General features: G+C 70.4%; 23 protein-coding genes and 3 pseudogenes. 14 read left to right on the top strand and 12 right to left on the bottom strand.

Annotation, left to right across the window (positions count from 1 at the left end):
* Window positions 1–26 precede the first annotated feature (26 nt).
* Both JF597_RS11840 and JF597_RS11835 read left to right on the top strand, forming a co-directional pair.
* A pseudogene (locus JF597_RS11840) lies at window positions 27–260 on the top strand (endonuclease); the annotation flags it as partial.
* Between the two features lie 152 nt (window positions 261–412).
* Window positions 413–544 carry a hypothetical protein gene (locus JF597_RS11835; RefSeq protein ID WP_293992826.1) on the top strand — a complete coding sequence of 44 codons (132 nt, stop codon included), beginning with the start codon at window positions 413–415 and terminating at the stop codon, window positions 542–544.
* Between the two features lie 180 nt (window positions 545–724).
* Here the strand turns inward: JF597_RS11835 and JF597_RS11830 are convergent, their stop codons facing one another.
* Window positions 725–1,069: a DUF6343 family protein gene (locus JF597_RS11830; protein WP_293992824.1), complete on the bottom strand. Its 345-nt coding sequence runs from the start codon at window positions 1,067–1,069 to the stop codon at window positions 725–727.
* 148 nt (window positions 1,070–1,217) lie between these two features.
* On the opposite strand from JF597_RS11830, the gene JF597_RS11825 reads away from it, so the two are divergent.
* A complete protein-coding gene (locus tag JF597_RS11825) occupies window positions 1,218–1,940 on the top strand; it encodes an OBAP family protein (RefSeq protein WP_293992822.1) in 723 nt (240 codons plus the stop codon).
* A gap of 15 nt (window positions 1,941–1,955) precedes the next feature.
* On the top strand, window positions 1,956–2,354 hold the full coding sequence (locus JF597_RS11820) for an NAD(P)-binding oxidoreductase (RefSeq protein WP_293992820.1): 399 nt from the start codon (window positions 1,956–1,958) through the stop codon (window positions 2,352–2,354).
* 220 nt (window positions 2,355–2,574) lie between these two features.
* Here the strand turns inward: JF597_RS11820 and JF597_RS11815 are convergent, their stop codons facing one another.
* Window positions 2,575–3,156, bottom strand: coding sequence for a TetR/AcrR family transcriptional regulator (locus JF597_RS11815; protein ID WP_293992817.1), 582 nt, complete (start codon window positions 3,154–3,156; stop codon window positions 2,575–2,577).
* Between the two features lie 267 nt (window positions 3,157–3,423).
* A pseudogene (locus JF597_RS11810) lies at window positions 3,424–3,698 on the bottom strand (ATP-binding protein); the annotation flags it as partial.
* A 266-nt stretch (window positions 3,699–3,964) separates the two neighbouring features.
* Between JF597_RS11810 and JF597_RS11805 the strand changes: the two are divergent.
* The gene (locus tag JF597_RS11805) at window positions 3,965–7,168 is read left to right on the top strand and encodes an AAA domain-containing protein (protein ID WP_293992815.1); all 3,204 of its coding nucleotides are present in this window, start codon (window positions 3,965–3,967) and stop codon (window positions 7,166–7,168) included.
* A 687-nt stretch (window positions 7,169–7,855) separates the two neighbouring features.
* On the top strand, window positions 7,856–8,728 hold the full coding sequence (locus tag JF597_RS11800) for a S8 family peptidase (RefSeq protein ID WP_293992813.1): 873 nt from the start codon (window positions 7,856–7,858) through the stop codon (window positions 8,726–8,728).
* 18 nt (window positions 8,729–8,746) lie between these two features.
* Here JF597_RS11800 and JF597_RS11795 read toward each other — a convergent pair whose 3' ends face one another.
* Genes JF597_RS11795 through JF597_RS11785 form a run of 3 tightly spaced genes read right to left on the bottom strand, consistent with a single transcriptional unit; the run spans window position 8,747 to window position 11,057 of the window.
* Window positions 8,747–9,601: a phosphatase PAP2 family protein gene (locus JF597_RS11795; RefSeq protein WP_293992810.1), complete on the bottom strand. Its 855-nt coding sequence runs from the start codon at window positions 9,599–9,601 to the stop codon at window positions 8,747–8,749.
* The gene (locus tag JF597_RS11790) at window positions 9,598–10,407 is read right to left on the bottom strand and encodes a polyphosphate polymerase domain-containing protein (RefSeq protein WP_293992808.1); all 810 of its coding nucleotides are present in this window, start codon (window positions 10,405–10,407) and stop codon (window positions 9,598–9,600) included. The genes JF597_RS11795 and JF597_RS11790 overlap by 4 nt, the downstream gene beginning before the upstream one ends.
* Window positions 10,404–11,057 (bottom strand): DUF4956 domain-containing protein, encoded by a 654-nt coding sequence (locus tag JF597_RS11785; RefSeq protein WP_293992805.1) that lies wholly within the window; start codon window positions 11,055–11,057, stop codon window positions 10,404–10,406. Before JF597_RS11785 ends, JF597_RS11790 begins: the two co-directional genes overlap by 4 nt.
* A gap of 98 nt (window positions 11,058–11,155) precedes the next feature.
* On the opposite strand from JF597_RS11785, the gene JF597_RS11780 reads away from it, so the two are divergent.
* Both JF597_RS11780 and JF597_RS11775 read left to right on the top strand, forming a co-directional pair.
* Complete coding sequence (locus tag JF597_RS11780; RefSeq protein ID WP_293992802.1) at window positions 11,156–11,881, top strand: response regulator transcription factor; 726 nt, start codon at window positions 11,156–11,158, stop codon at window positions 11,879–11,881.
* Entirely contained in the window at window positions 11,878–13,272 is a 1,395-nt protein-coding gene (locus JF597_RS11775) for a HAMP domain-containing sensor histidine kinase (RefSeq protein ID WP_293992800.1), read from the top strand. Before JF597_RS11780 ends, JF597_RS11775 begins: the two co-directional genes overlap by 4 nt.
* Window positions 13,273–13,606: 334 nt before the next feature.
* Here the strand turns inward: JF597_RS11775 and JF597_RS11770 are convergent, their stop codons facing one another.
* The 3 genes from JF597_RS11770 to JF597_RS11760 form a co-directional block, all read right to left on the bottom strand.
* The gene (locus JF597_RS11770) at window positions 13,607–15,562 is read right to left on the bottom strand and encodes a potassium transporter Kup (protein WP_293992797.1); all 1,956 of its coding nucleotides are present in this window, start codon (window positions 15,560–15,562) and stop codon (window positions 13,607–13,609) included.
* A 718-nt stretch (window positions 15,563–16,280) separates the two neighbouring features.
* Window positions 16,281–17,966 (bottom strand): ribonuclease J, encoded by a 1,686-nt coding sequence (locus tag JF597_RS11765; protein ID WP_293992794.1) that lies wholly within the window; start codon window positions 17,964–17,966, stop codon window positions 16,281–16,283.
* 622 nt (window positions 17,967–18,588) lie between these two features.
* On the bottom strand, window positions 18,589–18,927 hold the full coding sequence (locus JF597_RS11760; RefSeq protein WP_293992792.1) for a MerR family transcriptional regulator: 339 nt from the start codon (window positions 18,925–18,927) through the stop codon (window positions 18,589–18,591).
* 828 nt (window positions 18,928–19,755) lie between these two features.
* On the opposite strand from JF597_RS11760, the gene JF597_RS11755 reads away from it, so the two are divergent.
* From JF597_RS11755 to JF597_RS11750, 3 genes and pseudogenes are all read left to right on the top strand, one after another.
* On the top strand, window positions 19,756–20,115 hold the full coding sequence (locus JF597_RS11755; RefSeq protein ID WP_293992789.1) for a hypothetical protein: 360 nt from the start codon (window positions 19,756–19,758) through the stop codon (window positions 20,113–20,115).
* A gap of 218 nt (window positions 20,116–20,333) precedes the next feature.
* A pseudogene (locus JF597_RS55525) lies at window positions 20,334–20,459 on the top strand (hypothetical protein); the annotation flags it as partial.
* 30 nt (window positions 20,460–20,489) lie between these two features.
* Window positions 20,490–20,702: a hypothetical protein gene (locus tag JF597_RS11750; protein WP_293992787.1), complete on the top strand. Its 213-nt coding sequence runs from the start codon at window positions 20,490–20,492 to the stop codon at window positions 20,700–20,702.
* A 255-nt stretch (window positions 20,703–20,957) separates the two neighbouring features.
* Here JF597_RS11750 and JF597_RS11745 read toward each other — a convergent pair whose 3' ends face one another.
* The 3 genes from JF597_RS11745 to JF597_RS11735 form a co-directional block, all read right to left on the bottom strand.
* On the bottom strand, window positions 20,958–21,362 hold the full coding sequence (locus JF597_RS11745; protein WP_293992785.1) for a CBS domain-containing protein: 405 nt from the start codon (window positions 21,360–21,362) through the stop codon (window positions 20,958–20,960).
* A gap of 46 nt (window positions 21,363–21,408) precedes the next feature.
* On the bottom strand, window positions 21,409–22,905 hold the full coding sequence (locus JF597_RS11740) for a DEAD/DEAH box helicase (protein WP_293992782.1): 1,497 nt from the start codon (window positions 22,903–22,905) through the stop codon (window positions 21,409–21,411).
* A 348-nt stretch (window positions 22,906–23,253) separates the two neighbouring features.
* Window positions 23,254–23,457 carry a cold-shock protein gene (locus tag JF597_RS11735; RefSeq protein ID WP_030404051.1) on the bottom strand — a complete coding sequence of 68 codons (204 nt, stop codon included), beginning with the start codon at window positions 23,455–23,457 and terminating at the stop codon, window positions 23,254–23,256.
* A 519-nt stretch (window positions 23,458–23,976) separates the two neighbouring features.
* Between JF597_RS11735 and JF597_RS11730 the strand changes: the two genes are divergently transcribed.
* From JF597_RS11730 to JF597_RS11720, 3 genes are all read left to right on the top strand, one after another.
* Window positions 23,977–24,288 carry a hypothetical protein gene (locus JF597_RS11730; RefSeq protein WP_293992774.1) on the top strand — a complete coding sequence of 104 codons (312 nt, stop codon included), beginning with the start codon at window positions 23,977–23,979 and terminating at the stop codon, window positions 24,286–24,288.
* Window positions 24,289–24,353: 65 nt separating this feature from the next.
* A complete protein-coding gene (locus JF597_RS11725) occupies window positions 24,354–24,485 on the top strand; it encodes a hypothetical protein (protein WP_293992772.1) in 132 nt (43 codons plus the stop codon).
* Window positions 24,486–24,625: 140 nt separating this feature from the next.
* A complete protein-coding gene (locus JF597_RS11720) occupies window positions 24,626–25,315 on the top strand; it encodes a hypothetical protein (RefSeq protein ID WP_293992770.1) in 690 nt (229 codons plus the stop codon).
* The last annotated feature ends 23 nt before the right edge of the window (window positions 25,316–25,338 follow it).

The raw sequence follows: 25,338 nt of genomic DNA, 5'->3' as shown, positions 1-25,338 counted from the left end.
ATAGCGGAGTCCGAAGAGGAACTGCTCCCACCGGGGCGGACATCTTCCTGCGGGAAGTCCAGGGCGTTTGGCCGGAGGCCGCACCGTACTTCGACGCCAAGGCCCTGCAAGGCGCCGAACGGCTCGGTCTCCCAAAATCCCCGAGCGCCATCGCCCGCCTGGTCGAAGAGACCGAATACCCGGCGCTCGCCGCCGGATTGGTGCGATCCGCGCTCGACAAGGGGATCGCGGACGACGTCATCGCGCGCGCCGGCAGCTGAGGGGAACACGCGGGAAAGAGTTGTGGGCCGCTCCTTCACGGTCGGCCGGCCGGTCTCCCGGAACCGCCGGGCGTGCCCGAGTCGAGGAAATCCCCCCATGCGTCCGGCTTCGTGAGATCGCGGAACCCGGAAGACGCTGGAAGGAGGCGGACATGCGCCATATCCGCGTGAACAGGACGGTGAAGACGGACGCTCGGCGCATTCGTGAGGAGACCGACGAACGTCCCGCCGGACGCCCCGAGGTACGCAAGGGCATCGGACCTACCTGGTGGCCGGACGGCTAGCAGGTCGAGAGCCTGCCCGCGCGTGAACGGACGGTGATCGTCGCAGGCAGTGGCGCAGCGCACACGCCGTACCGAACGACGGTGGCGCGTGAGACACGCGGTCGTGACGGCAGGACGACCGCGGTCTGGCTGACAAGCGAAGGCGGCGACCGATGCCGTCCCAGCGACACGGCGGGCGTCTCAGCGCGTGGGCGGCGCAACGGCCCGTTCGCGCCTCAGCCGACGCGCGACGACGACCAGGTCGATCAGTGCGAGGAGCGCGACCACCCCGCACACGACCGCGAGGACGGTCAACGGCCCTCGCCCGGGGCTCTCCCCCGGGCCCGAGTCGGCTGCCCACACCGCGAAGTACGCGGTCGCGGCGACGAAGACCGGGGCGAAGATGCCGGAGAGAAGCAGGCGCAGCCGGAGCGGACTTCGTGCGGTGACCGGTTCCGTACCGGTGCGGGGTGAGCGGCGGCCGATCGATCCCGACTCCGTGCGTGGTGCCGCGTCCTCATGCCGACCGTCGTCCGTTCCGTTCATGACGTGGCCCCTCAGCGTTCGACAGACCTCCTCGGCCTCATGCGCCCCGCGTACCCGCCTCGGCCCGGGTGATGCGGCCGTGCGCGCGGGGACTGATCGTCGACGCAGCACACCGTTACGGCCGCCGGGTCCGGGGCACTCGCCGCCCATGGCACCCACACACGGCTCGCGCGGCTCCGGCCGGGCAACAGCCACCACCCTCGGCATCGGTGTCGCGGCAGGCCTGACGGCCACGGCCGGTCTCCTGTTCGGCCGCAAGGCGGCCACGGTTCGCAAGATCGGCAATGGGCACCCGCTCAAGCACCGCGCGCTCGACCTGGCGGCCGGCGCCCTGCAGCGGAAGTACCCGCTCGATGCGATGAGCACGTATCTCAACGGCTTCCACATGTACGCCGACGACATGGGCAGGCAGGTGGAGGCCACGCACTTCTGCATCCATCTCCGGCACGACCTGCACCAGTGCGTCATCTTCGACCGCAACGCGCCCGACGCCCGTCTGATCGGCATCGAGTACATCATCAGCGAGGAGCGCTTCCGCGGGCTGCCCGAGGACGAGAAACGCCTGTGGCACAGCCATCACTACGAGGTGAGGTCCGGCATCCTCACCGCCCCCGGCATCCCCGACATGGCCGAGCACGCCTACTTCGAGGACCTCGTGACCACGTACGGGAAGACGTTCCACACGTGGCAGTACGACCGCGACGACTTTCCCTACGGCATCCCGCAGCTGATGATGGGCTTCACCGAGGACGGGCAGGCGGCGGACGAGATGATCCGGGCCCGGGACGCCCGACTCGGCGTCTCGACGTCCCGCAAGCGGCAGAAGCGGACGGACATTCCACTTGCTAAGCGGACAGAATCCTTGCCATGAATCTGCTCGTCCTCGGTGCGACCGGCCCCACCGGTCGTCAGCGCCGCCACGGCCGTGATCGGCGCGGCCCGGGACGTGGGCGTATCCCGCCTGGTCTGGCTGTCGTCCTTCGGCGTGGGTGACACCTTCCGGTCCGCGAGCGCCACGCAGAAGGTCATGTACAGCACGTTCCTGCGGAACATCTACGCCAACAAGGAGATCTCCGAGAAGGCGATCCGCTCCAGCGGCCTGGACTGGCCGCTGGTCTACCCGGCCATGCTGACCAAGGGCCCCGCCAAGGGCAGCTACCTCGTCGGCGGGCGCCTGCCGATGAAGGGCAACCCGACGATCAGCCGCGCGGACGTCGCCGACTTCCTGCACAAGGCGGCCCACAGCACCGAGTGGATCCACCGCGCCGCCGTCATCACGGACTGACGAGTCCCATTCCGAGACGTGCCCCCCGGTGTCCGGCAGCGCAGGCAGGCGCCGACGACTCGCCGTGGTCAATGCCGCACGGCAGCGTCGCAAAGGTCCCGCACCACGACGAGGACGCCGCTCCCGCCACCGTCGGTCAGCGCCGTTCGTCCGCAGTCGACGGCCGGTCAGCGACGCTTTTTGCCGGGCCGTCGGTCCACCCGGGCAGGCGGCCCGATCGTCACCCCCGTCCGGGTGCCCCCGCGCGCAGCCCGTCCATGACGAGATCCAGCAGCCGCGTGCTCTGGGTGCGCCAGTCCCCGCGGGCATCGATCTGCCAGATACCCGCGACGGCCAGGACGAAGTCGTCGGGCGTCAGCCCCGGACGGAGCGTGCCGGCCTCGTGGTTGGCGGCGATCAGCGCCTCGATCGCCTCGACGACCAGCGCGTATCCCGGCTGGGCCGGGCCGTCCGTCGTGCCGACGATCTGACGCATCGCATCCGACAGACCGGCCTTGGCGACGGCGAAGCGAGCGAGCTGGTCCATCCACTCCCGCAGGGCCTCATCGGGCGCCCGGGCTGCGAGCAGTTCCCCCGCAGCAGCGGCGAGCTGTTGCGCCTCGTGGCGGTAGACCTCCAGGACGAGCGCCTCACGGTTGGGGAAGTTGCGGTAGAAGGTGCCCTGCCCCACCCCCGCCTTCTTGGCGATCGAGTTCAGCGGCACATCCACGGCACGCGACAACTCCGCCAACGCCACCTTCAGGATCCGCTCCCGGTTGCGCTGTGCGTCCGAGCGCTGGGGCCCGTCGTTTCTGGCCTCCACTCCCCCTCCTCCTTCAGGGCTCGCGCCCACGCCTCCCGCGCCACCGGACAGGCGTCCACGGCGCTCCCCGGTACCGGACAGCCGTCCGCTTAGGTCCACGATAGCGCCGGCTCCAGGGGAAGCGGACAGCACGTAGATCATCCCCTTCCGGCACCACAACCCCGATGCCGGCACTCGCCGAGGAGAACGCCGCGCGCGCACGCGAGCCCCGCGACGGGGACCAGCCCCCGGCCCCCGGGTCCTCGGGTCCTCGGGTTCCGCCGCACGTAGCGCCTCCGGGCGGGGCGGTGTGCGTTCGGTGCGGGTGTCGGTGAGCTCGATCCGGACCACGGCGGCGGCGGTCGGCCCGGTCACGTACAGGCGCAAGTGGAAGTCCCGGCCGGCCACGTGCCCCTGCCGCACCGCGTTGGCGGTCAGCTCGCCGGCGACGAGCGCGATCGACTCGTGCGGGCCACCGCCGTACAGGATCCCCAGGTGTCCAGCCGGTGGGCGGCCAGCCTGCGGGCGAGCCGGGCGCCGCGCGGGGTGGAGGTGAAGCGCATCTCGAAGGCGGGTACGGGCTCGGCTCGCCGATGCCCAGCGGTGACAGGGCAGGCCGAAAGTCGCCCTACGGCGTGGCGCTCACGGAATCGCCGCAGGTACTCAGCGGGTAGGGTCCCCGCGGGATCCGGCCGCGCACACGCGGGAGATCCCGCGAAGGCGCGGAACGGGGGCGACGCGGGTGGGGTGGCGCGAGGAGATCGCGACGGCTCTGGGCGAGTTGATCAGGGTCACGGGCGGCTCGGGGAGGCAGCCCCGATGGCAACGGGTGGGGCGCGCGTCCCGCACCAAGGAAGCCGGCTGGTACGCGGTGGACCTGCGCGGTTCGGACATCGGACCGGACCAGCTGGACGCCCTGCGGCTCGCCGGCCCGAATTCGGACAACATCGAGACGCAGGGGTTCGTCGTCTCGGAGACGGTGCAGAACGGCTCGCTGCTCACACTGAAGGTCGCGGAATTCGCGGATCTTCCGGACGCGTATCTGTGGCTGCTGAAGCAACCGCCGACGTTCCTCGTGGAGGCGCTGCGCGACGGTATCGCCGGACTGGGCGAAAGCCCGCTGGCGAACGCCCTGGCCGCAGGAGCGATCGGCGGTACCTCCTCCTCCGACCCGGACCCTCCGGGATTCCACCCCGCGCAGGGACACGCGTACCGTGCGTGTCTGGGCCAGGGCGTGCACCTGGTGTGGGGTCCGCCGGGCACCGGCAAGACGACCGTGCTGAAGCGGGCGATCGGTGACCTGATCACCCGGGGCGACCGCGTGCTGCTGGTGTCCGCGACCAACATCGCGGTGGACAACGCCCTGTTGGGTGTGGTGCGGGGGAACCGGCACGAACCCGGTGACATCGTCCGCGTCGGCCCGCCGCAACTCCGGGAAGTGGCGGACGATCCCACGGTGTCCCTGCCGCTCATGGTCCTCGAGCGGCTGACGGAGACGGCCGAGCGCAAGCGTGTCATCGAGGCCACGCTGGTGGACATACGAAACCGCGCGAAGGAACTGGCTGCGCTGGACGCCTCCCTCGTCGGCTTCGATCCGACCGCGTACTTCGACGCGCTGAAGCTGTTGCGTACGCCCGGCCAGGACCCCCAGTCCGCGCGGGAACGCGCGGAGCGCGCCGCGTCCGTGCTGGAGGAAGCCGAGGCGGCCCTGGAAGCGGCCGACAGGGCTGTGTCGGCGGCACAGCGGAACCGAGACGAAGCGATGGAGTCCCGTCGTCAGTGGTCGGAGGTCGACCGCCTGTACGACGAGCAGGCGCGGATCCTCGGAGCAGCGGAGCGCAAGGAAGCCGAGGCACTCCTGGCCGAAGAACAACTGCGTGACCTGGCGGAGGAGTTGGGGCAGCTCGACAGCCGGCGGTCCATGGCCAAGTGGCGGGCTCGGGAGAAACGGCAGGCACTCCGCGATCAGGTGACCGCCATGGAGGAGGACGCCGACCGGGCACGCCGAACCGCCCAGGCCGCGCGCGCGACGGCCGAAGCGCATGTCACCGCGCTGGAAGAGGAACGGGCCCGGCTGGCCGCCGGCATCACCCACGCCCGCAAGCAGATCGCCGCCCTGGAGGGAACGCTCGCTTCGGCGCAGTCGGCCCGCAGGTCGGCCCTTGCCGCCCTTGCGAACAGCCGTGACGACGTCACCCGGCTGGAGAAGGCCGTCGTGCGCGCTCTCGACGCGGCGGAACTCACCGGCCTCTCCGACCGGAAGGGCTGGCCGACCCGCCATGCCCGCGCCGAGCGACTCCGGCCTCAGGTGACAGCCGACACCTCCCGTCGGCCGGCACTGGAGGCACAGTTCCAACAGGTTCAAGAAGAGTACGAGCGCCTCGCCCGCAACGCCCAGGGTGAGATCATCAAGAGGGCCCGACTGGTCGCCACCACACTCGCCCGGTTCCGGACCAACAAGGCGGTCTTCGAAGGCCCTTACGACGTCGTCCTGGTCGACGAGGCGGGGGCGGCGACGCTGCCGGAAGTGATCCTCGCGACGGCGAAGGCGTCCCGGACGGCCGTGCTGCTCGGCGACTTCATGCAGCTCGGGCCGGTCATCGAGGAACAGCTGAAAGATCTGGACCGCCCGGATGTCAAGCGCTGGCTGCTCCCGGACGTCTTCGAGCACTGCGGCATCCGGGAGCCGGCGGACGCCGCCCGGCACCCCGCCTGCGTCACCCTGAGCGAGCAGCACCGCTTCGGCCCGGCGGTCATGCGGCTGGCCAACTCGCTCGCCTACGGCGGACTGCTTCGCGGCGGCAAGCAGACCGCGGCGCCGAGACCGCCCGACGATCCGGAGATCGTGGTCGTCGACACCGACGGTCTGCACGAGCTGGCACAGCCGCACCTCACCGGCCGCAGGAGCGGCTGGTGGCCGGCCGGGGCACTGATCGCCAGGGCCCTGGTGGACTACCACCGCGGGAAGGGCGAGGAGGCGGGCATCGTCACGCCGTACGGTACCCAGGCGGACGCGACGCTTGAGGCTCTGCGGGATGTGGAGAGCGGGGGCGGCCCCCTGGCCGAGGTGGGCACGGCCCACCGGTTCCAGGGGCGGGAGTTCCCCGTCGTCGTCTTCGACACGGTCGAAGGCATCGACGGACGCGAACTGTGGATGTCCCTGGCACACCGGGAACCGGACGCCTCGGACTGGGCACGGAACGGTGTACGTCTGTTCAATGTGGCGGCCACCCGTGTCCAGACCCGCCTCTACGTTCTCGGCAGCTGGGAACGGATCCGGACCGCGCGTAACGGCAGGGCTTTCACTCGTCTTGCCGAGCTGGTCGGCACTCCCGGCGTGCGGCGGCTGCGGGCCAGTCATCTGATCACGCCGCCGCAGGACAAGGCCCGAGATCTCGGCGGTTTCGGAGCCGCGCTCGCCGACGTCCTGGCCCGGCACGTCGAAGTGACGGGCCTCGACGACGAACTGACATTCTTCAGCACCTTCGAGGAGGAGATCACCAAGGCCCGCACCTCGATCTGGTTGTGGGCACCATGGGTCGCCAACCGGGTACGCGGCATCCTGCCGCTGCTGCGCGACGCGGCGGAACGTGGCGTGCGCGTGACCGTGTTCATCCGCGACGACACCGACCAGCTCCAGGCCCGCCCGGACAGCCGGAGCCTCATCTCCGACCTCCGAGCCCTCGTCCACACCGTCATCCCCGTCAACGTCATGCACCAGAAGATTGCCGTGATCGACGAGCAGACGGTGATGATGGGAAGTCTCAACACCCTGTCACAGTCGTGGACCCGCGAGATCATGGTGACGATTCGAGGCGGCCACTTCGCGCGCAAGCTGCTGGAGCACGAACATGCCGAGTTGTTCGCCCGCCCTCCGAAGTGCGCTCGCTGCGGCGGCACGAGCATCGAACTGCGCCGCCGCACGAACGGCATCTGGTTCTGGCGCTGCTACGACATGGCCTGCAAGACCGGACCGAACGGCCGGAGCAACGCCTGGAACATGGACATACGCGTGGGCCGGGGCAGGCCCTGAGGCGGCGCCGGCCTGAAGCACCCGCCAGTTCACACCCATGGGCCCCGTTTGCCCCTGGATCGGCATACGCCCGGCGACGTCTCTCGACGCTTCGACGTGAAATCGCGGCGGACGGTGCGGGTGCCGGCCTGGCGCATCGCCGTGGGCGGCCGAGCCGCCGGGGGCCGCGGGAGCCGACGGAGACGAGGCCGCCCAAGACGAGGCCGAAGCGGGCGCCCAGGACGTCCGACGCCCGGCCGGTCACCGCGGCACTGCCGACAGTGGGCCGATGGAAGGTGCGCCGAGAAGAGAGCGCTGGGGCTGGTCTTCGACGGCCGGATACGGAACGGGACGGAAGCGATGGTGGCCGGCTGCCGCATGCCCCGCCGGAACCGCGCGCCCCATGTGGTCGTCTTGTGCGCTGACTGTGTACGTAGCAGGACGGCGGGGGACATCGTGAAGCGAAACGTGACGAAGACCGGTCTCGTGGTGGTGGCCATGGCGACGGTTCTCGGGGCCTCGGCCTGTGGCAGGGAAGCCGGCGCGGCTTCCGGCGGAAGCGGCGGGACGGTCCCCGTGCACGGGCCGAGGCAGCCCGTGCCGTCCTCCGGGAACGGGGCGCGGTCAGGTTCGGCGCCCGCGTCCACCGACACCGTGGGGACGTTGTCGGGTGTCACGCAGGCCGCAGCGTCTTCCATCACCCGTCACGTGCCGTGGAACCTGGACATCCTGGACCAGCGGTCGCGGCCTTTGAACGGGAAGTTCACCACCACCGCCACGGGCAAGGGCGTGCACGTCTACGTGATCGACACCGGGATGGACATCGGCCACAAGGAGTTCGGCGGACGGGCCCACCTCGGGGCCGACTTCGTGGGCCCGAAGGACTCCGGTGACTGCTTCAGCGAGGCGGGCACAGGCCACGGCACGTTCGTCGCGGGCATCATCGGCGGGGCGAAGTACGGGGTGGCGCCCAAGGCGGAGCTCGTACGGGTCCAGGGCGTCCTGTGCGAGAGCGAGGGCGGCGGCTCGCCGACGGCGGCCGAGGCGGCGTTGGTGAAGTCGGTCAAGTGGGTCACCGCGCACGCGCAGAAGCCCGCGGTGGTGAACATGTCGCTCAACCTCGATCACCGGTCGGCGGCCCTGGAGTCCGCCGTGAAGAAGATGGTCGACGCGGGGATCCCGACCGTGGTGTCGGCCGGCAACTTCCACGACGACGCCTGCAAGCACTCCCCGGCCGGCGTCCCCGGCACGATCGTCGTCGCGGCCTCCACCCCGAACGACCGTCCATGGAGCGACGGCGGCTCCTACGGCTCGGGCTACGGACGCTGCGTGGACCTGTACGCCCCCGGCCAGAAGGTGACCGCCGCCCTCGCCGGCGGCGGTACGGCCACGGAGGACGACGGCGCCACGTCCTGGGCCGCGCCGCACGCGACCGGCGTGATCGCGCTGTACCTGTCGGCACACCCGCACGCCACGGCCAACCAGGTCCACGTCTGGCTCGACCACACGGCCACCCCCGGTGTCCTGCACGGCGTCCGCTCCGACACCCCCAACCGGCTGCTCAACACCGGTGGCCTCTGACAACGAGGCTCAGCGGTGTCAGTGTCCGCCGACGGCGAGTTCGTAGTCGCCGATCAGGTCGCCGAGGAGGGTTCCGGCGGTCAGGTCGCTGGTGACGTGGCCGGCCATGTAGAGGCGGGAGTAGAGGACTTCGGCCCGCATCCACTCGTAGTCCGCGGCGCGGTGCGGGGCGAGGGCGCCGAGGAAGGTGACGGCCGCTGCGGCGCGGGCGGCGTGGCGGGAGGGGTAGGAGTACGGGCCCTTCGCCCCGGGCTTGATCTGCTTCTCCGGGCGCAGGGTCGGGTCCAGGACGAACGGGGCCGGCTGCTTGTCCTCGGCCGCCAGTCGGTCGCTGATCGTCTTGGCCAGTTTCAGGGCTGCCTTGAGCTCGGCCTTCTCTGCCGTGCCCTGCGCGGCGGGGATCAGTTCGCGCTGGTCGTGCAGGTAGAGCTTCCAGATGTCCTTCTTGCCGTGCAGCTCCAGCCAGGTCGCGGCCTTCTTCCCCGCCGCCGTGCGGGTCTTGGCGAGGGCCTGGACCTGGCGGAGTTCCGCGGTGCGCTGTGCGGCCGACGGGGGCGCGGGGACCTGCGCGGCGGCCCACGCGGTGAACGCCTTGTCGTCGCGTGTGGTGCCGTGCTGCGCGGTCCACTTCGCGAAGAGGGAATCGGCCTTCTTGCGCTGGGTCGCCGCCTCCTTGCCGATCGGGGCGATCTCGGCGTCGGTGAAGAGCTTCGGCGGCAGGTCCTGTTTGATCCGTTCCGTCGCTCCGGGCTTCTTCTTCATGGAGGTGGCGGCGGCGACCCACTGCGGTCGCAGCACACCGACGGAGACGGCCGCGACGGCGAGCAGCGCGATCAGGGCGTACGGCAATTTGATGCCGCGCAGGGCGTTCATGCGGTGGGGATCCTTTCGCAGAGCGGATGCGCCCCGGTGGTGAAGTGGGCGCGGGCGAGGCGGCGTACGTCGTTGTCGGGGAGGCCGGGGGTGAGCAGGGACTGGCCGACGATGTACTTGCTGAGGGAGACCGGCCGCGCGCCGAGGCTCAGAAGCAGCCGGTCGGCGGCGGCGGGGCGGGTGCCTCCCTTGGTCTCGACGAGGACGTGGCCGGAGTCGAGCGCGGCGGTGTGGCCGCCCCGGTGGCAGGTGAGGACGCCGTCAAGGGTGACGCGGGTGCCGTGGTCGAGGTCCGCGAGGGCGGCGCGGACGTAGCGGACCTCGGCGGTGGGGGCCAGCGCCTTGGCCGTGACGGGGATGCCGGATCCGTGCAGCACTTCGTCCACGAACTCGCCGGCCTGCGTGCCGAGTTCGCCGTACGCGGTGGCCGGGACCGGGAGGGCCTGCTTGACCGTGGCACCGCGGCCGTCCTTCGTCTTCACCTCCACCCGGCACAGTGCGTCCTCCGCGTACAGGCGGGTGCGGACCTTCCAGCGCCGGCGGCGCTGCTGCACGTGGGCCCGCCAGGCGCCGAGCTCCTCGGTGTCGAAGTACGTGCTGAGGTAGCTCGTCGTACGGCGGCCGCCGCCGAGGTCGAGGACGCGGTGACTGTCGGCGAGCCGGGCGACGAGGTCGCGGGCGCGGTCGAGCGGGACCAGGTACTTGCGGTCGGTGCGGTGCTGGAGCGCGGCGGCCGCGTCGACCTCGGCCAGCGTCGCGCCCCGCAGCCCGGACAGGCCGAGTGCGGAGGCGAGAGCGGACGTCATGAGAGCGTCAGTTCCTCGCGCGGTTCGGACTGCGGAACGAGCGCGGTCTCGCCGGGCTGCACGGGGTAGCGGGCGGAGACCCGGGTGGTCTCGCGGACGTAGTCGACCTCGTCGACCTCGACCGACAGTGGTGCCTGGCCGAAGCGGAGCGCCACGTCGTGGGCGATGAGCGCGGGCTCCGGGTAGATCCGGTCGAGGGTGAGCTTCACCGTCCTGGTCGGGGGGTCGTACGACTTCGGGTCGTCGACCAGCAGAACCGCCAGCAGTACGGCGGCGACCAGGGCGACGACGAGCCACATCTGCCGGTGCGGCAGTCCCGTGCACAGGGCGATGACCAGGGTCACGAAGGTGTAGGCGACGTCGCGCAGAGTGAACGCCGCGCTGCGCAGCCGGACCAGGGAGAGGATGCCGAACAGGCCGAAGCCGACGCCGGCCGGGAACTTGCCGGAGCTGATCGTGCTCATCGCGGCGAACAGGCCGATGTTCAGCGCGGCCAGCACCAGCGGCATCGCCGGTGCGCTGGGGCGGCGCCGGTAGAGCCGGCCGACCAGGATCAGCAGGGCGAGGACGTCGAGACCACCGCGGATCATCAGATCCGTGACCGTGAGGTGGTCGGTGATGCCCTTGGCGGCGAGCACCGATGCGAGCATGGGGGTCCCTTCCGTCACGGCACGTCGGACGGCGGACCGGTCGCGGTCCGCGGAGCACCGCGACCTGAACGACGGTAGGGATGTCACATGAACAGACCATGAAGCCTTCCCAGGTGCCCTGCCGTGGCCTGCGGATGGTTAGCCTGACCGGCATGCACTACCTGGTCGTCGACGACGAGACACGCCTCACGGACCTGGTCGTCCGCTACCTGACCGAGTCCGGGCACACCGCCGAGGGCCGCTACGAAGGCCCCTCCGGGCTCGCCGCCGCCCGGGACGCGCGCGTGGACGCCGTCGTCCTCGACGTGATGCTGCCGGGGATGGACGGGGTCGAGGTCTGCCGGACGCTGCGCGGCGAGGGCATCGACGTGCCCGTGATCCTGCTCACCGCGCGCGGCGCGATCAGCGAGCGGGTCGCCGGGCTGGACGCCGGCGCCGACGACTACGTGGTCAAGCCGTTCGCCATGGAGGAACTGCTGGCCCGGCTGCGGGCGATATCCCGGCGCCGCCCCGAAACGGCACGCCGGCTCCAGGTCGGGGACCTCGTCCTCGACCTCGACCAGCAACGGGTCTGGCGCGGGGAGAACGAACTCGACCTGGCGCGGCGGGAGTTCGACGTGCTGCGGGTGCTGATGGAGAACGCGGGGTGCGTGGTCAGCCGGCTTCAGCTGCTCGACGAGGTCTGGGACGGCGAGACCGACCTGCGCAGCAACGCCATCGATGTCCACGTCTCCAAGGTGCGCGCCAAGGTCGACCGCGCCTTCGACCGTACGACGATCACGACCCTGCGTGGACGCGGCTACCGCCTGGAGACCGCCCCGTGACCCTGGTCGGCCGGCCCCGGGCGTGGTTCCGGCGGCTGCCCGTCGTCGTACGCCTCGTACTCGCCGTCGCCGTCACCATGTCCCTGGTCCTGACCGGAGCGGCCGGGCTGGTCTACTGGCGGGTCCAGACCGCCCTCGACCAGCAGCTGAACGACGACCTGACCACCTACCGGCACAGTCTCGACCAGGCCGTACGCACCGACGCCGGGCTCCCGCCCGGCCCCAGCGGCAGCCTCCGGCAGATCCTGGACGCGCACGGCCGGGTCCTGAGTTTCAGCGACGCCGTACGCCGCGAACCGCTGCTCACCCCCGCCGAACTCGGCGCCGTCATGCGCGGCGCCACGGTCCGCCGCGATGTCGGCTCCCTGCTCCCGATCGCGCCGGACGCCCTGCGCCTTAAGGCCGGGCGCGTCACGGCGGACGGACGGACCAGGATCGTGGTCGCCGCCGTCCGGCGCGGCCATCGCGACGAGGCGCTGCGCGAACTCCTCGCCCAGCTGGGCATCGCCTCCGGTCTGACCCTGATCGCCGCCTCCTACGTCGGCTACCGCACCGCCCGCGCCGCCCTGCGCCCCGTCGAGCGCTACCGCGTCGGGGCCGCCACCCTCGCCGGCGGCGCCCAGAACCTGCGCCTGGACGTGCCCGTCGACCGGGACGACGAGATCACCCGTCTCGGCCACACCCTCAACCACATGCTCGACCAGCTCGAAGCATCCGCCGAACGCGAGCGCCGGTTCGTCGCCGACGCCAGCCACGAACTGCGCACCCCGCTCACCCTGATGCGGGCCGAGGTCGACGTCGCCCTGCACCGCCCCCGCTCCACCGAGGAACTCACCGAGACCCTGCGCTCCGTGGACGCCGAGGTGCAACGCCTGATCGACCTCTCCAACGCCCTCCTCGACCTGGAGGAACTCGGCAGCACCGGCCACATCACCCGGGCGCCCGTACGACTCGCCGACCTGGTCGACACCGCCGTCTCCCCGCATCGGCGCACCGCCGAACGAGCCGGATACGGCCTGCACATCGACGCGGATGACACGACCATCGACGTCGACGCCCGCTGGCTGGTGCCCGCCGTCGGCAACCTCGTCGACAACGCGCTGCGCCACGGCAACGGAAGCGTCCGCGTCACAGCCGCCGTCCGCGACGGCAGGGTGCGGGTACGCGTCGGCGATGACGGCCCCGGCTTCCCGCCCGAGTTCCTCCCCCGGGCCTTCGACCGCTTCGCCCGCGCCGAAGCCAGCCGCACCAGCAAGGGATCCGGCCTCGGACTCGCCTTCGTCCACGCCGTGGCCACCGCGCACGGCGGCACCGCGCAGGCCCAGAACGCCGAGCACGGGGCAGTTGTCACCCTCGACCTGCCCTGCCGAGCCGCGGGCGGCGCTGGATGACGGAAGGCGACAGTCAGGAGTCCGGGATGCCCCGGCGGCTCATGCGGCTCGCTGCCAGGCCGTCTCGCGCAGCAAGCGCAGTCCGTTGAGGCCGACAATGACGGCGGCGCCCTCGTGGCCTGGCCACGCCGAGTGGCAGCGGCAGGGTGCCGATCAGGTCCCGGGCGACCATCATGGCCCTGACCCCATCGCGGGACCCCCGCCAGCAGCCGCGTCGGTGCCCCGACCGAGATCACGTGGCCGTCGACGGTCACGGTGACCCCGGCACCGGGGGTGGCGGGTCCGCTGCGACCGGCAGGGCCGGCCCCGCGGCGCACAGAGCCCGAGCGCGCGCCTACACCTCGATGTGCGAGCCCATGATGACCGTGCGGTTGCGGGGGAGGCCGAAGTACTCGGCCGCGTCGGCCGTGATGTAGGAGGTGGCGATGAACAGCCGCTTGCGCCAGGGCGCCATCGTGGGTGCCTGTCCCCGCCGCAGCTCGATCTTCGACAGGAAGTAGGACGCCTGGTCGAGCTGCAGGGGCCCCTCGGTCTCGGCCGGGTCGAGCATCGCCAGGGTGGCGGGCACGTCCGGGGTCTCCATGTAGCCGTAGGTGGCGGTGACGTGGACTATCCCGTCGTCGGCGTAGCCGAGGCCGTCGACGGCGAGCCGCCGGTCGGCCGGGACGCGGGGCACCGGCTCGGTCTCGATGGAGAGGATCACGACCTGCTCGTGCCGTACGTGGTTGTGCTCCACGTTGGCCCGCATGGCCAGCGGAGCGGTCTCCTTGCCCCGGTTGAGGAAGACGGCCGTGCCGGGCACCCGCTGCACCGGCAGCTCACCGCTGCGCAGGCCGTTGATGAACTCCGGCAGCGGGCCCTCCTCGCGGGCCCGCTCCGCGGTGACGAGTTGACGGCCGCGCTGCCAGGTCGTCATGACGGTGAACGCGGTGAGGCCGATCAGCAGCGGCAGCCAGGCGCCGTGGACGAGCTTGGTCATGTTGGCCGCCACGAACAGCAGGTCCACGAAGAGCAGCACGGTCGCGCCGATACCGATCAGCCACTTCGGGGTGCCCCATTTCGCGCGGGCGACGTAGAAGAACAGCAGGGTGGTGATGGTGATGGTGCCGGTGACCGCCATGCCGAAGGCGAAGGCCAGCGCGGCGGAGCTGCGGAAGGCGAAGACCAGGGTGAGGACCGAGACCATCAGCAGCCAGTTGATCCACGGCACGTAGATCTGGCCCACGGTGGACTCGGAGGTGTGCGCGATCCGCAGCCTCGGCAGGTAGCCGAGCTGGGCGGCCTGGGAGGCGACCGAGTAGGCGCCGGTGATCACCGCCTGGGAGGCGATCACGGTGGCCGCCGTGGCCAGCAGGATCATCGGCCAGCGTCCCCAGTCGGGCACGAGCAGGAAGAACGGGCTGCTGATGTTGGCCGGGTCGTCGAGGATCAGCGCGCCCTGGCCGAGGTAGCTCAGGATGCAGGCCGGGAAGACGAGGAAGAGCCAGCCGCGGGTGATGGACCGGCGCCCGAAGTGTCCCATGTCGGCGTAGAGGGCCTCGGCGCCCGTGACCGCGAGCACGACGGCGGCCAGGGCGAAGAAGGCGGTGCCGAAGTGCCCGAACAGAAAGCCCAGCGCGTAGGTCGGCGACAGCGCCTTGAGGATGTCCGGGTGGTCGGCGATGCCCACCGCCCCGCACGCCCCGATGGCCGTGAACCAGGCGATCATCACCGGTCCGAACACCCGGCCCACCGCCGCCGTCCCCCGGCGCTGCACCAGGAACAACACCACGATGATCACGGCGGTGATCGGCACGATCGCGTCGTCCAGCGACGGCTCGACGACCTTGAGCCCTTCGACCGCGGACAGCACCGAGATCGCCGGGGTGATCATGCTGTCGCCGAAGAACAGGGACGCGCCGAAGATACCGAGCGCGGCCAGTACGGCGGCGGTGCGCCGGCCCCGTTGCGAACTCCACCTGCGCACCAGGGTGATGAGGGCCATGATGCCGCCCTCGCCGTCGTTGTCGGCGCGCATCGCCAGCAGGACGTAGGTGACCGTGACGATGACCATCACCGACCAGAACACCAGCGACACCACCCCGTACACGTTCTGTGTGCTGACGGGCACGGGGTGCGGGTCGCTCGGGTTGAACACGGTCTGGAGGGTGTAGATCGGGCTGGTCCCGATGTCACCGAAGACCACGCCGAGAGCACCGATCACCACCGCCAGACGCACCGAGTCGTGCGCGAGTTGCCGATGCGCCTCAGGTGGCGGCGTCGGCGCGCTCTCCTGCCGGCTGTCGGCCATGGTGGTCCTCCTCCGCACGGGCTGCTGTGCCCCAGGTCAGGTGTGTCACGGCGGACCCTACCGGCCCTCGCACAACCGTCCGCACGCGCACGCCGCTTCCGCGGGACAAACGCCCGACGCGGGCGCGGGGCCGTCCATCGAGCGGGCTGTCCTTCTCCAGCTACCGCTCGCGGCCGTTGCCACACATCGCCGCTCGGGAGAACGACCTCCTCCTGGTCAGCGCCGGGCGGCGAAGCCGACCGCACCGTCCCGTTCCAGGCCGCAACCCACAGCCCTGCACGGCCGGAACACCTGGCGGCTGCGGCTGCACAGCGGTCAGGTGTTCCGGCGAGGGCCTTCGGGGCCGGGCCGTGCGACGCCCGAGGCAGGTTCTCCTGCCTCGGGCGCGGGCTGTGAGGCGACCGGAGCGTCACATGAGCGTCATGACTGACGGACTTTCTCTCCTCTTCCGGCCGGTACACCGGGCTGTCCGCGTTTCTTGTCCCGTGGCCATCGTGTCGCTGCTCGGGCGGCAGGTCAGCTGTGGAAGGCGCTGCGAGACGCCCGGCGCAGCGCTCCCGCCACCGGCCGCCCCGGACACGTCCGGGCGAAACCCGGGCGCGATTCGTACGGGCCTGCCCGGTGGGCCGGTGATGAGGCTGGACATCAGGAACGACTCGTCGCCGAGTTTCACCTCGTGCACAACGGCGTCCGACCCCGGACGCCTGCCGGGGTGGGCTCACGCATCGATGATGACGGGGATGATGAGGGGCTTGCGGCGGTGGGTGCGGAACGCCCAGTTCGCCACGGCGCGGGCGAGTAGCTGTTCGAGTTGGCGCGCGTCCCCGACGCCCTCCTCGGCCGCGGCGGCCAGCGTCTTCTCGATGACGGGGATGACCGGCTCGAAGGTGGCGTCGTCGTGGACGAAACCCCGGGCCAGGAAGTCGGGGGCCTCGGCGAGGGCGCCGGTGTCGGCGTCGACGATCGCCACCACCGTGACCACGCCTTCGGCGGCGAGGGTGAGCCGGTCCTTAAGGGACGCTTCGGTGGCGCCGCCGACTTCCATGCCGTCCACGTAGACGTTGCCGGCGGGGACCTTGCCGGTGATGGACGCGCGCCCGTCGACCAGATCGACGACGACTCCGTCCTCGGCGATGACGACCCGGTCGGGGTCGACGCCGGTACGAATGGCGAGGTCGCCGTTGGCCCGCAGGTGGCGCCATTCGCCGTGCACGGGCATGACGTTGCGGGGCTTGACGATGTTGTAGCAGTAGACGAGTTCGCCGGCGCTGGCATGCCCGGAGACGTGCACCTTGGCGTTGCCCTTGTGGACCACGTGCGCGCCCCACCGGGTGAGTCCGTTGATCACCCGGTAGATGGCGTTCTCGTTGCCGGGGATGAGGGAGCTGGCGAGCAGGACGGTGTCGCCCTTGCCGATGCGGATCATGTGGTCGCGGTTGGCCATCCGTGACAGCGCGGCCATCGGTTCGCCCTGGGAACCGGTGCACACCAGCGTGATCTTGTGGTCCGGGAGCTTCTCCAGCTCCTTCGTGCTCACGACCAGACCGGACGGCACCTTCAGATAGCCCAGGTCACGGGCGATGCCCATGTTGCGGACCATGGACCGGCCGACGAAGGCGACCTTGCGGCCGTGCTGGTGGGCGGCGTCCAGGACCTGCTGGATGCGGTGCACATGGCTGGCGAAGCTGGAGACGATGACCCGGCGCGGCGCGGTGCGCATCACCTGCTCGATCGCCGGGTTCAGCTCACGCTCGGAGGTGGTGAAGCCGGGTACTTCGGCGTTGGTGGAGTCGGTGAGGAACAGGTCCACGCCCTCTTCGCCGAGGCGGGCGAAGGCGCGCAGATCGGTGATGCGGTCGTCGAGAGGGAACTGGTCCATCTTGAAGTCGCCTGTGTGCAGCACCATCCCGGCCCGGGTGCGGATCGCGACCGCGAGGCTGTCGGGGATGGAATGGTTGACCGCCACGAACTCGCAGTCGAAGGGGCCGAGGCCGCGCCGGTCGCCCTCCCGCACCCGCACCGTGCGCGGCCGGATGCCGTGTTCCTTGAGCTTGGCCTCCAGGAACGCCAGCGTCAGCTTGGAGCCGACGACCGGGATGTCGGACCGCTCGCGCAGCAGGTACGGCACGCCGCCGATGTGGTCCTCGTGGCCGTGGGTGAGGACCACGGCCACGACGTCGTCCAGCCGGTCCCGGATCGAGGTGAAGTCCGGCAGGATCACGTCCACGCCGGGCTGGGTCTCCTCGGGGAACAGCACGCCGCAGTCGACGATGAGCAGCTTGCCCGCGTGCTCGAAGACGGTCATGTTGCGGCCGATCTCACCCAGGCCGCCCAGGGCGATGACCCGCAGCCCTCCTTCGGGAAGGGGCGGTGCGGCTTTCAACTCGGGGTGCGGATGACTCATACCCTGACGGTACCCGGAGAGCGGGACAGGATGATCCTTACCTGAGCGATCTCTTCCTCCTGACCGGGTCGGGGCACCACAACCGGTGTCCGGGGAGGATCCGATGACGCCGGCGGCCGGACAGGGATGGGTCAGGGCGGTACCACCTTCGGTGGGTCAGCCGTGCGGCCGTTCGATGAAGGCGTCACGTCCGGCGAGTGCGTCCAGTCGAGGGACGCTGTCACGGGCAGGCTCTCAGCATGATCGGATGGTTGCCGATGATGCCCAGAAGAACGAGACCGGCGGGGAAGTTGTGTCCGGGGACGCCGGAGCCGGTCTCCCCGGCGGATCACATCATGGCCATGCCGGTGGGGAGTTTCACCCGGTTGCCGACCTGGTCGAGTGGGCGGCCGACCTGGTCGAGCCGGCCCAGCCGAAGCTGCGTGACTGACTCCACGCCGCGATGATCCCTGCCTCGGTGAGAGCCTGCCAGCCGCGTCACCCGTTGTGGCGGCGCCGCGACCGGGGCCGGAGGTGAGCGAAACGCCGGTGGAGCCGTTCGGACACGAGCACCGTCTCCGCGCGCCACAGCCCGGCCACGCGCGGGGGTGGCAGCCCGCCGGTACCGGCGGGCCCGCTCACCTCAGGCTGCGGCCGATGGACTGGACGATCCGCCGGAGCGCCGATATTCGGCGTTGATGCGCTGGGCTTCTTCGAGCTGGTCTTCGAGGATGATGATCCGGCATGCGGCCTCGATCGGGGTGCCCTGGTCGACGAGCTCACGCGCGCGGGCCGCGATGCGCAGTTGGTAGCGGGAGTAGCGGCGGTGTCCGCCGTCGGAGCGCAGTGGTGTGATCAGTCGCGCTTCGCCGATGGCGCGGAGAAAGCCGGGAGTGGTACCGAGCAACTCGGCGGCCCGGCCCATCGTGTAGGCGGGGTAGTCGTCGTCGTCCAGACGGCTCAGCGACTCGTCTGCTGTCATCTCACCTCTCTGTGAACGCGTCGAGGGGCCTTGGTGCCGTTTGGCACCAAGGCCCCGAAGGACCTGCAACACCATCTGCCGGCCCTAGTGCTGTGCCGGCCTTCTGTTTCCGCCCAGCCGCCTGATACTCCGGCGGGGGTGCGGGGATCGCGGATGCGTGACCGGAGACCACCTGCCTATCGATGTCCTGCGGTACCCGGGCTCGCGTCTCCCGCCCGGGCGATCCTGATGGTGCTCGTCTCCTCCGTTCTTCCCTCGGAGCCGATCACTTGCAAACAGGGACTGCGCACTGCTGGTACTGCAACCGCGTCAACTGCGGTCCTGCTCACGGCGGCCCCTCATCACTTCGGGCCACCCGGTCCGGTCGTCAGTCCCGTCGCCGTCGTCCTACAACCTGGCTTCGAAACTCCACCACCGCACCGTCATACGTGGACTGCGGCCCGGCAGTTCGTGTCTGCCGGGCCTTGCTCGATCTCGGCTACGAAAGAAACCATAATCATGAAGACAGCGAATGTCTACTCCAGCGGGGATAGATTTGCTGCGGTTCGATGACGAGGTCTCCCGCGGAGCTTCCCGTGGCGGCGTCGACCGGCGCGGCGCGTCGACGGCGATTCTCAGCCCCCTCCGGGGGGCACAGGGCCGGGTGGTCAAGGGCCGGGCATGAACGGTCCGCAGCCGTGGGTGACCCTGATGAACACGATGTCCGTCAACGCCACAGCTGCCCCGTTCCACGTGGCCGTTGCCGACGCACGCGATACCGCACAGGCGTTCTTGCCCTGTTGCGCCATCGTGCAGGCCGCCCGTCCGGGCCGCATAGAATCCGATCCCATGCCGAAACCTGACGAGCTGCTCGTTGCGATAGCCGCCCTCGTGGAATCCGGGCAGAGCAATCAGATGACCCTGACCGTGGTCACCAGTGGTGCTGTCATCACCGGCCGGCTGGCTCCGGGGGCCATGTGGAGACAGAGGGTGTCCGAGGTGCTGAAGGACTCCGCCGACCTGGGCGGGTTCTCCGCCGTCTTCGACGTCCCCGCGAGGAAGGACGGACCGCCCACGCATCTGCATTTCCACGTCGCCCGGATCCTGCAAGGTACGGTGGGGATCCCGGAGACAGGCGGGATGTACCGCGTCGCGATCGAGGACGTCAGTGCCTGGACCGTGGGCGACTTCAGCTACTCCGACCACTGACCCACGGCCACACAGCGAGGCCCCACCGGCGGCCTCAGGGGCCGGGGAACCCGGACCGTGAGCGGGAGGAACACTTCGGCTCACGGATCCTGCAATAGGGAACACGGAAGCCTGCCGGATCATCGGCATCGACCGCCGCACCGGCAAGCGTTGGCTCTACGTCCGGCAGGCATACAGCGGTACAGGGCAGCCCCGCCCATCGTGGACACGGGGCCGCCCTGGCAAGCACCCGAACCCCCGGCTCGCCCTGCGGAACCCCGTCGGCCCGTCGCGCTGCCTTCACCGAGGCCGACCGCATCCACCTGGCTGACCGGCTCCGGCAGAAGGCGTCCGTCCGGGCCAGCGCGGCCGAGTTCGACCGCAGTCCCTCCACCGTGAGCCGGGAGATCCGCCGCAACCGCACGCTCACGCCCAACGGCGGCCGGCACTACCGTCCGCACGCCGCCCAGCGCCGCACGGACGCCCGCTCACCGCGCCCCGAGCCCCGCAAGACCAGCAAGACCAGCCAGAATCCCAGGCTGCGGGACTTCCTCCAGGACCACATGCCCCGCAGCGGAGTTCTTACGTCCAAGGCCGCGGGGAACTGAGGTGCGAGCTGACCGGGCCCTTCGGACCGGACGCGCGATGCGCCGCCCGCACCGGCACTCGGCAGCCCGTCGATCGCGGTGCGTGCACCCTGTGGTCATCAGCGAACGGCCCGCCGAGGCCGCCGACCGGCTGTCCCCCGGCCACGGGAAGGCGACCTGATCGCCGGCAAGAACAACGGCTCCGCCATCGGCACCGAGTCGGGTCATGGCCCTGAGGACTACGCCCAGACGGGGGCGGGCAGGGGTGAGGGCGGTTCAGCGAGAGAGGGCGACGACGCCCAGAGCGTTGCCGCGTCCGTCGACCACGGGCGGGGCCCCTAGCCGGCGGCAGCGCATCGCACGCCCGGCTTCGGCCCTCGTGGCCGGCGGCGCGGCGAAGGGCCCGATGACGTCGACGACGTCACACAGGCGGACCCGGTCCGTGTATCCGGAACCGTCACGAACGGCCGTGAGCCGGTCCCGGGTGACCAGGCCGGTGCGCATACCGTCCTCGTCGCAGACGACCAGATGACCTGTACGGGCGGCGGCCATCACGGACAGTGCCACCTCCACGGTCATGTCCCCCCAGACCTGCGGTCCGCCCGCGTCCATGCTGTCGGCCACCGTGCTGTGCGCGGGGTGGGCGCTCGCCGGGCGGAACTGCGTCTGGTCCAGCGTCAAAGGGTGCCTCCTGCGGAGTTGGGCCGGCTTCCTGATCACCAAGGTGCTATGCCGCGGCACCGGCGGTGGACTGCCGTACGGGCGCGCGGCGGGCCGCCGAGACGGGGCGGCGTCGGCCGCGTGAGGTGGCGCCGCGCTTCTTGGGGCGTTCGACCACCGGTGCGGTGATGACGACCGGGATGCCGGAGGGGGCCTGGGCGCCGGTGATGCGGTGCAGGGCCTCTTCACCGACGCGGACCTGGGTGGTCTGCGGGACGATGCCGGCCGCTGCCATGAGGCGGGCCATGCTGCGGCGCTGGTTGGGGGTGACCAGGGTGACGACGCTGCCGGACTCTCCTGCGCGGGCGGTACGGCCGCCGCGGTGGAGGTAGTCCTTGTGGTCGGTCGGCGGGTCGACGTTGACGACGAGGTCGAGGTTGTCGACGTGGATGCCGCGCGCCGCGACGTTGGTCGCTACCAGCACGTTGACGTGTCCCGCCTTGAACTGTGCCAGCGTGCGGGTGCGCTGTGGCTGTGACTTCCCGCCGTGCAGGGCTGCGGCCCGTACCCCGCTGTTCAGGAGGTGCTCGGTGAGGCCGTCGACGGCGCGCTTGGTGTCGAGGAACATGATCACGCGGCCGTCGCGTGCGGCGATCTGGGTGGTAGCCGTGTGCTTGTCGGCGCCGTGAACGTGGAGCACGTGGTGCTCCATCGTCGTGACCGCGCCGGCCGAGGGGTCGACGGAATGCACGACGGGGTCGCTGAGGTAGCGCCGCACGAGCAGGTCGACGTTACGGTCCAGAGTGGCGGAGAACAGCATGCGCTGGCCATCGGGGCGGACCTGGTCGAGAAGGGCGGTGACCTGCGGCATGAAGCCCATGTCGGCCATCTGGTCGGCCTCGTCGAGGACGGTGATGGAAACCTGGTCCAGCCGGCAGTCGCCGCGGTCGATGAGGTCTTTGAGGCGTCCCGGTGTGGCGACGACGACCTCGGCCCCACCGCGCAGCGCGCTCGCCTGCCGGCCGATCGGCATTCCGCCCACCACCGTGGCCAGCCGCAGCCTCACGGAGCGGGCGTACGGGGCGAGCGCGTCGGTGACCTGCTGCGCCAGCTCACGCGTGGGTACGAGGATCAGCCCCAGCGGCTGCCCGGCATCGGCGCGCTGACCGGCCGTACGGGCCAGCACCGCCAGCCCGAAGGCGAGGGTCTTGCCGGAGCCGGTGCGGCCACGGCCCAGTACGTCGCGGCCGGCGAGGGAATTCGGCAGGGTCGCGGCCTGGATCGGGAAGGGTACGGTCACGCCTTGCGAACTGAGCGCGCCCAGCAGCGCCCTGGGCATGTCGAGATCGGCGAAGCCCTCCACGGCGGGGAGCGCGGGAGTGATCGTCCTGGGCAGCGCGAACTCCCCTTGGACCGCGGCGGGCCGGCGGCCGTGACCACCGGAACGGCTCGGCCCGGCGGAGCGGCTCCCGGCCGACGAACCGAATCGGCTGCCGCCCCTTCCGGATTCGGCACTGCCGTTACGGGTGCGGGTGAAGCGGTCGTTCGTGCGTGTGCGGTTCATGCGGAACCTTCCTCGATGCGGCACATATCAAGGAATTCCCGCAGCGATCAGCAGCACAGAGAATTGCAAGAATGGACCGGTGGAATGCGAAAGCGAATCTGGCCGACGAAAAATCCGTGCGGGCGCAGGAGCTGGAATCAGTGGCGCGAAGCGGACGTAATGTTCGGGAGTCCACCGCGATGAAGCCGTGAAGAGAGGCACGCACCCCTGAAGGATGCTCCGTATGCGGTGAGCCTACGGGTTTCCTGGTTGTCGTCCGCAGGCGAAACCACTGCGGGAAAACGCGAGTAGCTGGGGCCCGCACCCCGAAGGACGCGGGCCCCAGCTACAAGTACGCGACAGTCAGCGTCAGGCGGGAACGATGTTCTCGGCCGTCGGGCCCTTCTGGCCCTGCGCGATGTCGAAGGTCACCTTCTGGCCCTCCAGCAGCTCACGGAAGCCCTGGGTGGCAATGTTCGAGTAGTGGGCGAACACATCAGCGCCGCCACCGTCCTGCTCGATGAAGCCGAAGCCCTTTTCCGCGTTGAACCACTTCACGGTACCAGCAGCCATGTCATTTCTCCTTTGGGGCAGTGCATCGGGATCCGCGCTGCGCGGACCCCGTGTCGCCGCGATGATCACCCCGCCCGGAAAAAGAACCGGATAACAAAAGCGCTTCCAGTGGCACAGGTGCCGGCCGGAGGGCGCTTGAAGTTTTGGGAACCACAACTGCAACTGACACCGACAGTAGCACGCCGCAGCGGCCTGTGTGCGGTGAGGAATCCCGCTCCACTTAATGCGGTAGAGAATCTGGCTGCCCGTTCCGTTGAAATCTCAGTTCGCGGGCACAGATATTGACCCAGCCGGAGCGCAACGTTTCGGGAAGCATTGAGTACGCGCCCAGCGAAGGGCTGCTTCCCCAGGGATGGTGCGGGCGGGCGTGGAGGTCAGGGTGGCGCCGGCAAGCATCACGGCCCGTCTCCGGTGCACGCGCGGGAGCGGCCATGTCGAGACCGTCAAGGACCAGACCGCCGCAGCCCGTACCCCGGACGCCGACCCGATCGAGGCGATGCCACGGATGGTGCCGGCGGCATGGACGATGGGCGACCACTACCGCTGCTCACCGCCTGGGGACGCCGCCACCTGGGAGAGGACGAGATCCGCACCACCCTGGCACCGGCCCGCGCAGAAGCCGTCGCAACCCTACGGCGCGGTCAGCGCCAACGCCGGACGACACCCTGCGCGAGAGGCTCCGCGACGCCGTCCGCACCGGCGCCTCGCCCCGCCGAGCAGGTCCTCAACCCCTCGGTGGTCGACAACCCGGATCTGGTCGCGTTCTTCGCCGGGCTGGGAGTCGAACGCCGCCGGGCCCGTCATCCGCACACCCTCAAGGACGCCTCATGAGCCTCACCGCCGCCCTGGCCTGTTGATCGTGCTGGTCTTCGCCCTGAGGGGGCATAGCCAAGATCATGGCGCTCGGTCCGATGCCCGCGCCGGCCGCCCACGCCGGATTCACCACCGCCTCCCACCGGGTGATCGGTGCGCTGGAGCTGGCGGGCGCCATCGGCGTGGCTCTCGGCCCGGTCCCGCCAGGCTCGTGACGTCGGCTGAGGACCGCACCGGCCGCCTGCGGCACGCAGACGGTCCCGCTTTCCGGCTGCTGTGCGCCGGCGGCTCAGGCTCCTGAGTCCTGTTAGCGAACTCACGCCGAGGCTGGCAGACTGAATCTGTGGCTCCCCTGATGACCGCGGCCTATCAGGCCGCGCCCTCATCACTCACAGGCGCCGGTGTCGTATCGGTCAGCGCATTGCTCTTCACCGTCGCGTCGTTCTGGTGGCTCAACGCCAGACAGGGCTGCCTGAAGACGTGGGAGCCTCATTCCTTCGCAGCGATCATCCGCTCGTCCACCGCCCGCCTTCGGCTCCCGCTCGTCCTTCACAACACCGGCCCCAAGCCGATAGTCGTGCAGGACCTCATCCTGACCTTCCCCGACGAGCCCGCTTCTCATCTGCCGCTGCTGTGGGTGTCCTCACCGTCTCGCCTCCAGCCGGGGCCGGACGAGGATGCAAAGCTGCCGGCCGGTTTCGTCGTGCCCGGCAGAGAGGCGCAGCAACTCTTCATCGAGTTCGAGGCGCCCTTCTCCGGGTTCATGCCGGAAGCCCGTGACTACAAGGTCCAGCTGCAGGCAAGGGTCGGGCACCGCAAGGGGTGGCGCCGCCTACTGACGTTCACCCTGCGGGCCGCCAACATCATCGATCCGGATCACTACACCGTCTACAACAACGCACCGGTCGAGCTGACGAAGGAAGACCAGAAGAGGGCGGACGCCGCGCTCCTCGAGCTGTTGGAAGGGCAAGAGGAGGACTCCGCTCCACGCGGCAGGGGACCACGGCGCTCTTCCCACGACGACGACTCCGGCCCGAGCCGCTGACGCAGGACCGGTGAGGGGAACAT

It is taken from the genome of Streptomyces sp., from assembly GCF_019510245.1.
GTDB lineage: Bacteria > Actinomycetota > Actinomycetes > Streptomycetales > Streptomycetaceae > Streptomyces.
Note: the sequence above shows the minus strand (reverse complement) of the source record. Positions and strands in the feature narration are given on the sequence as shown.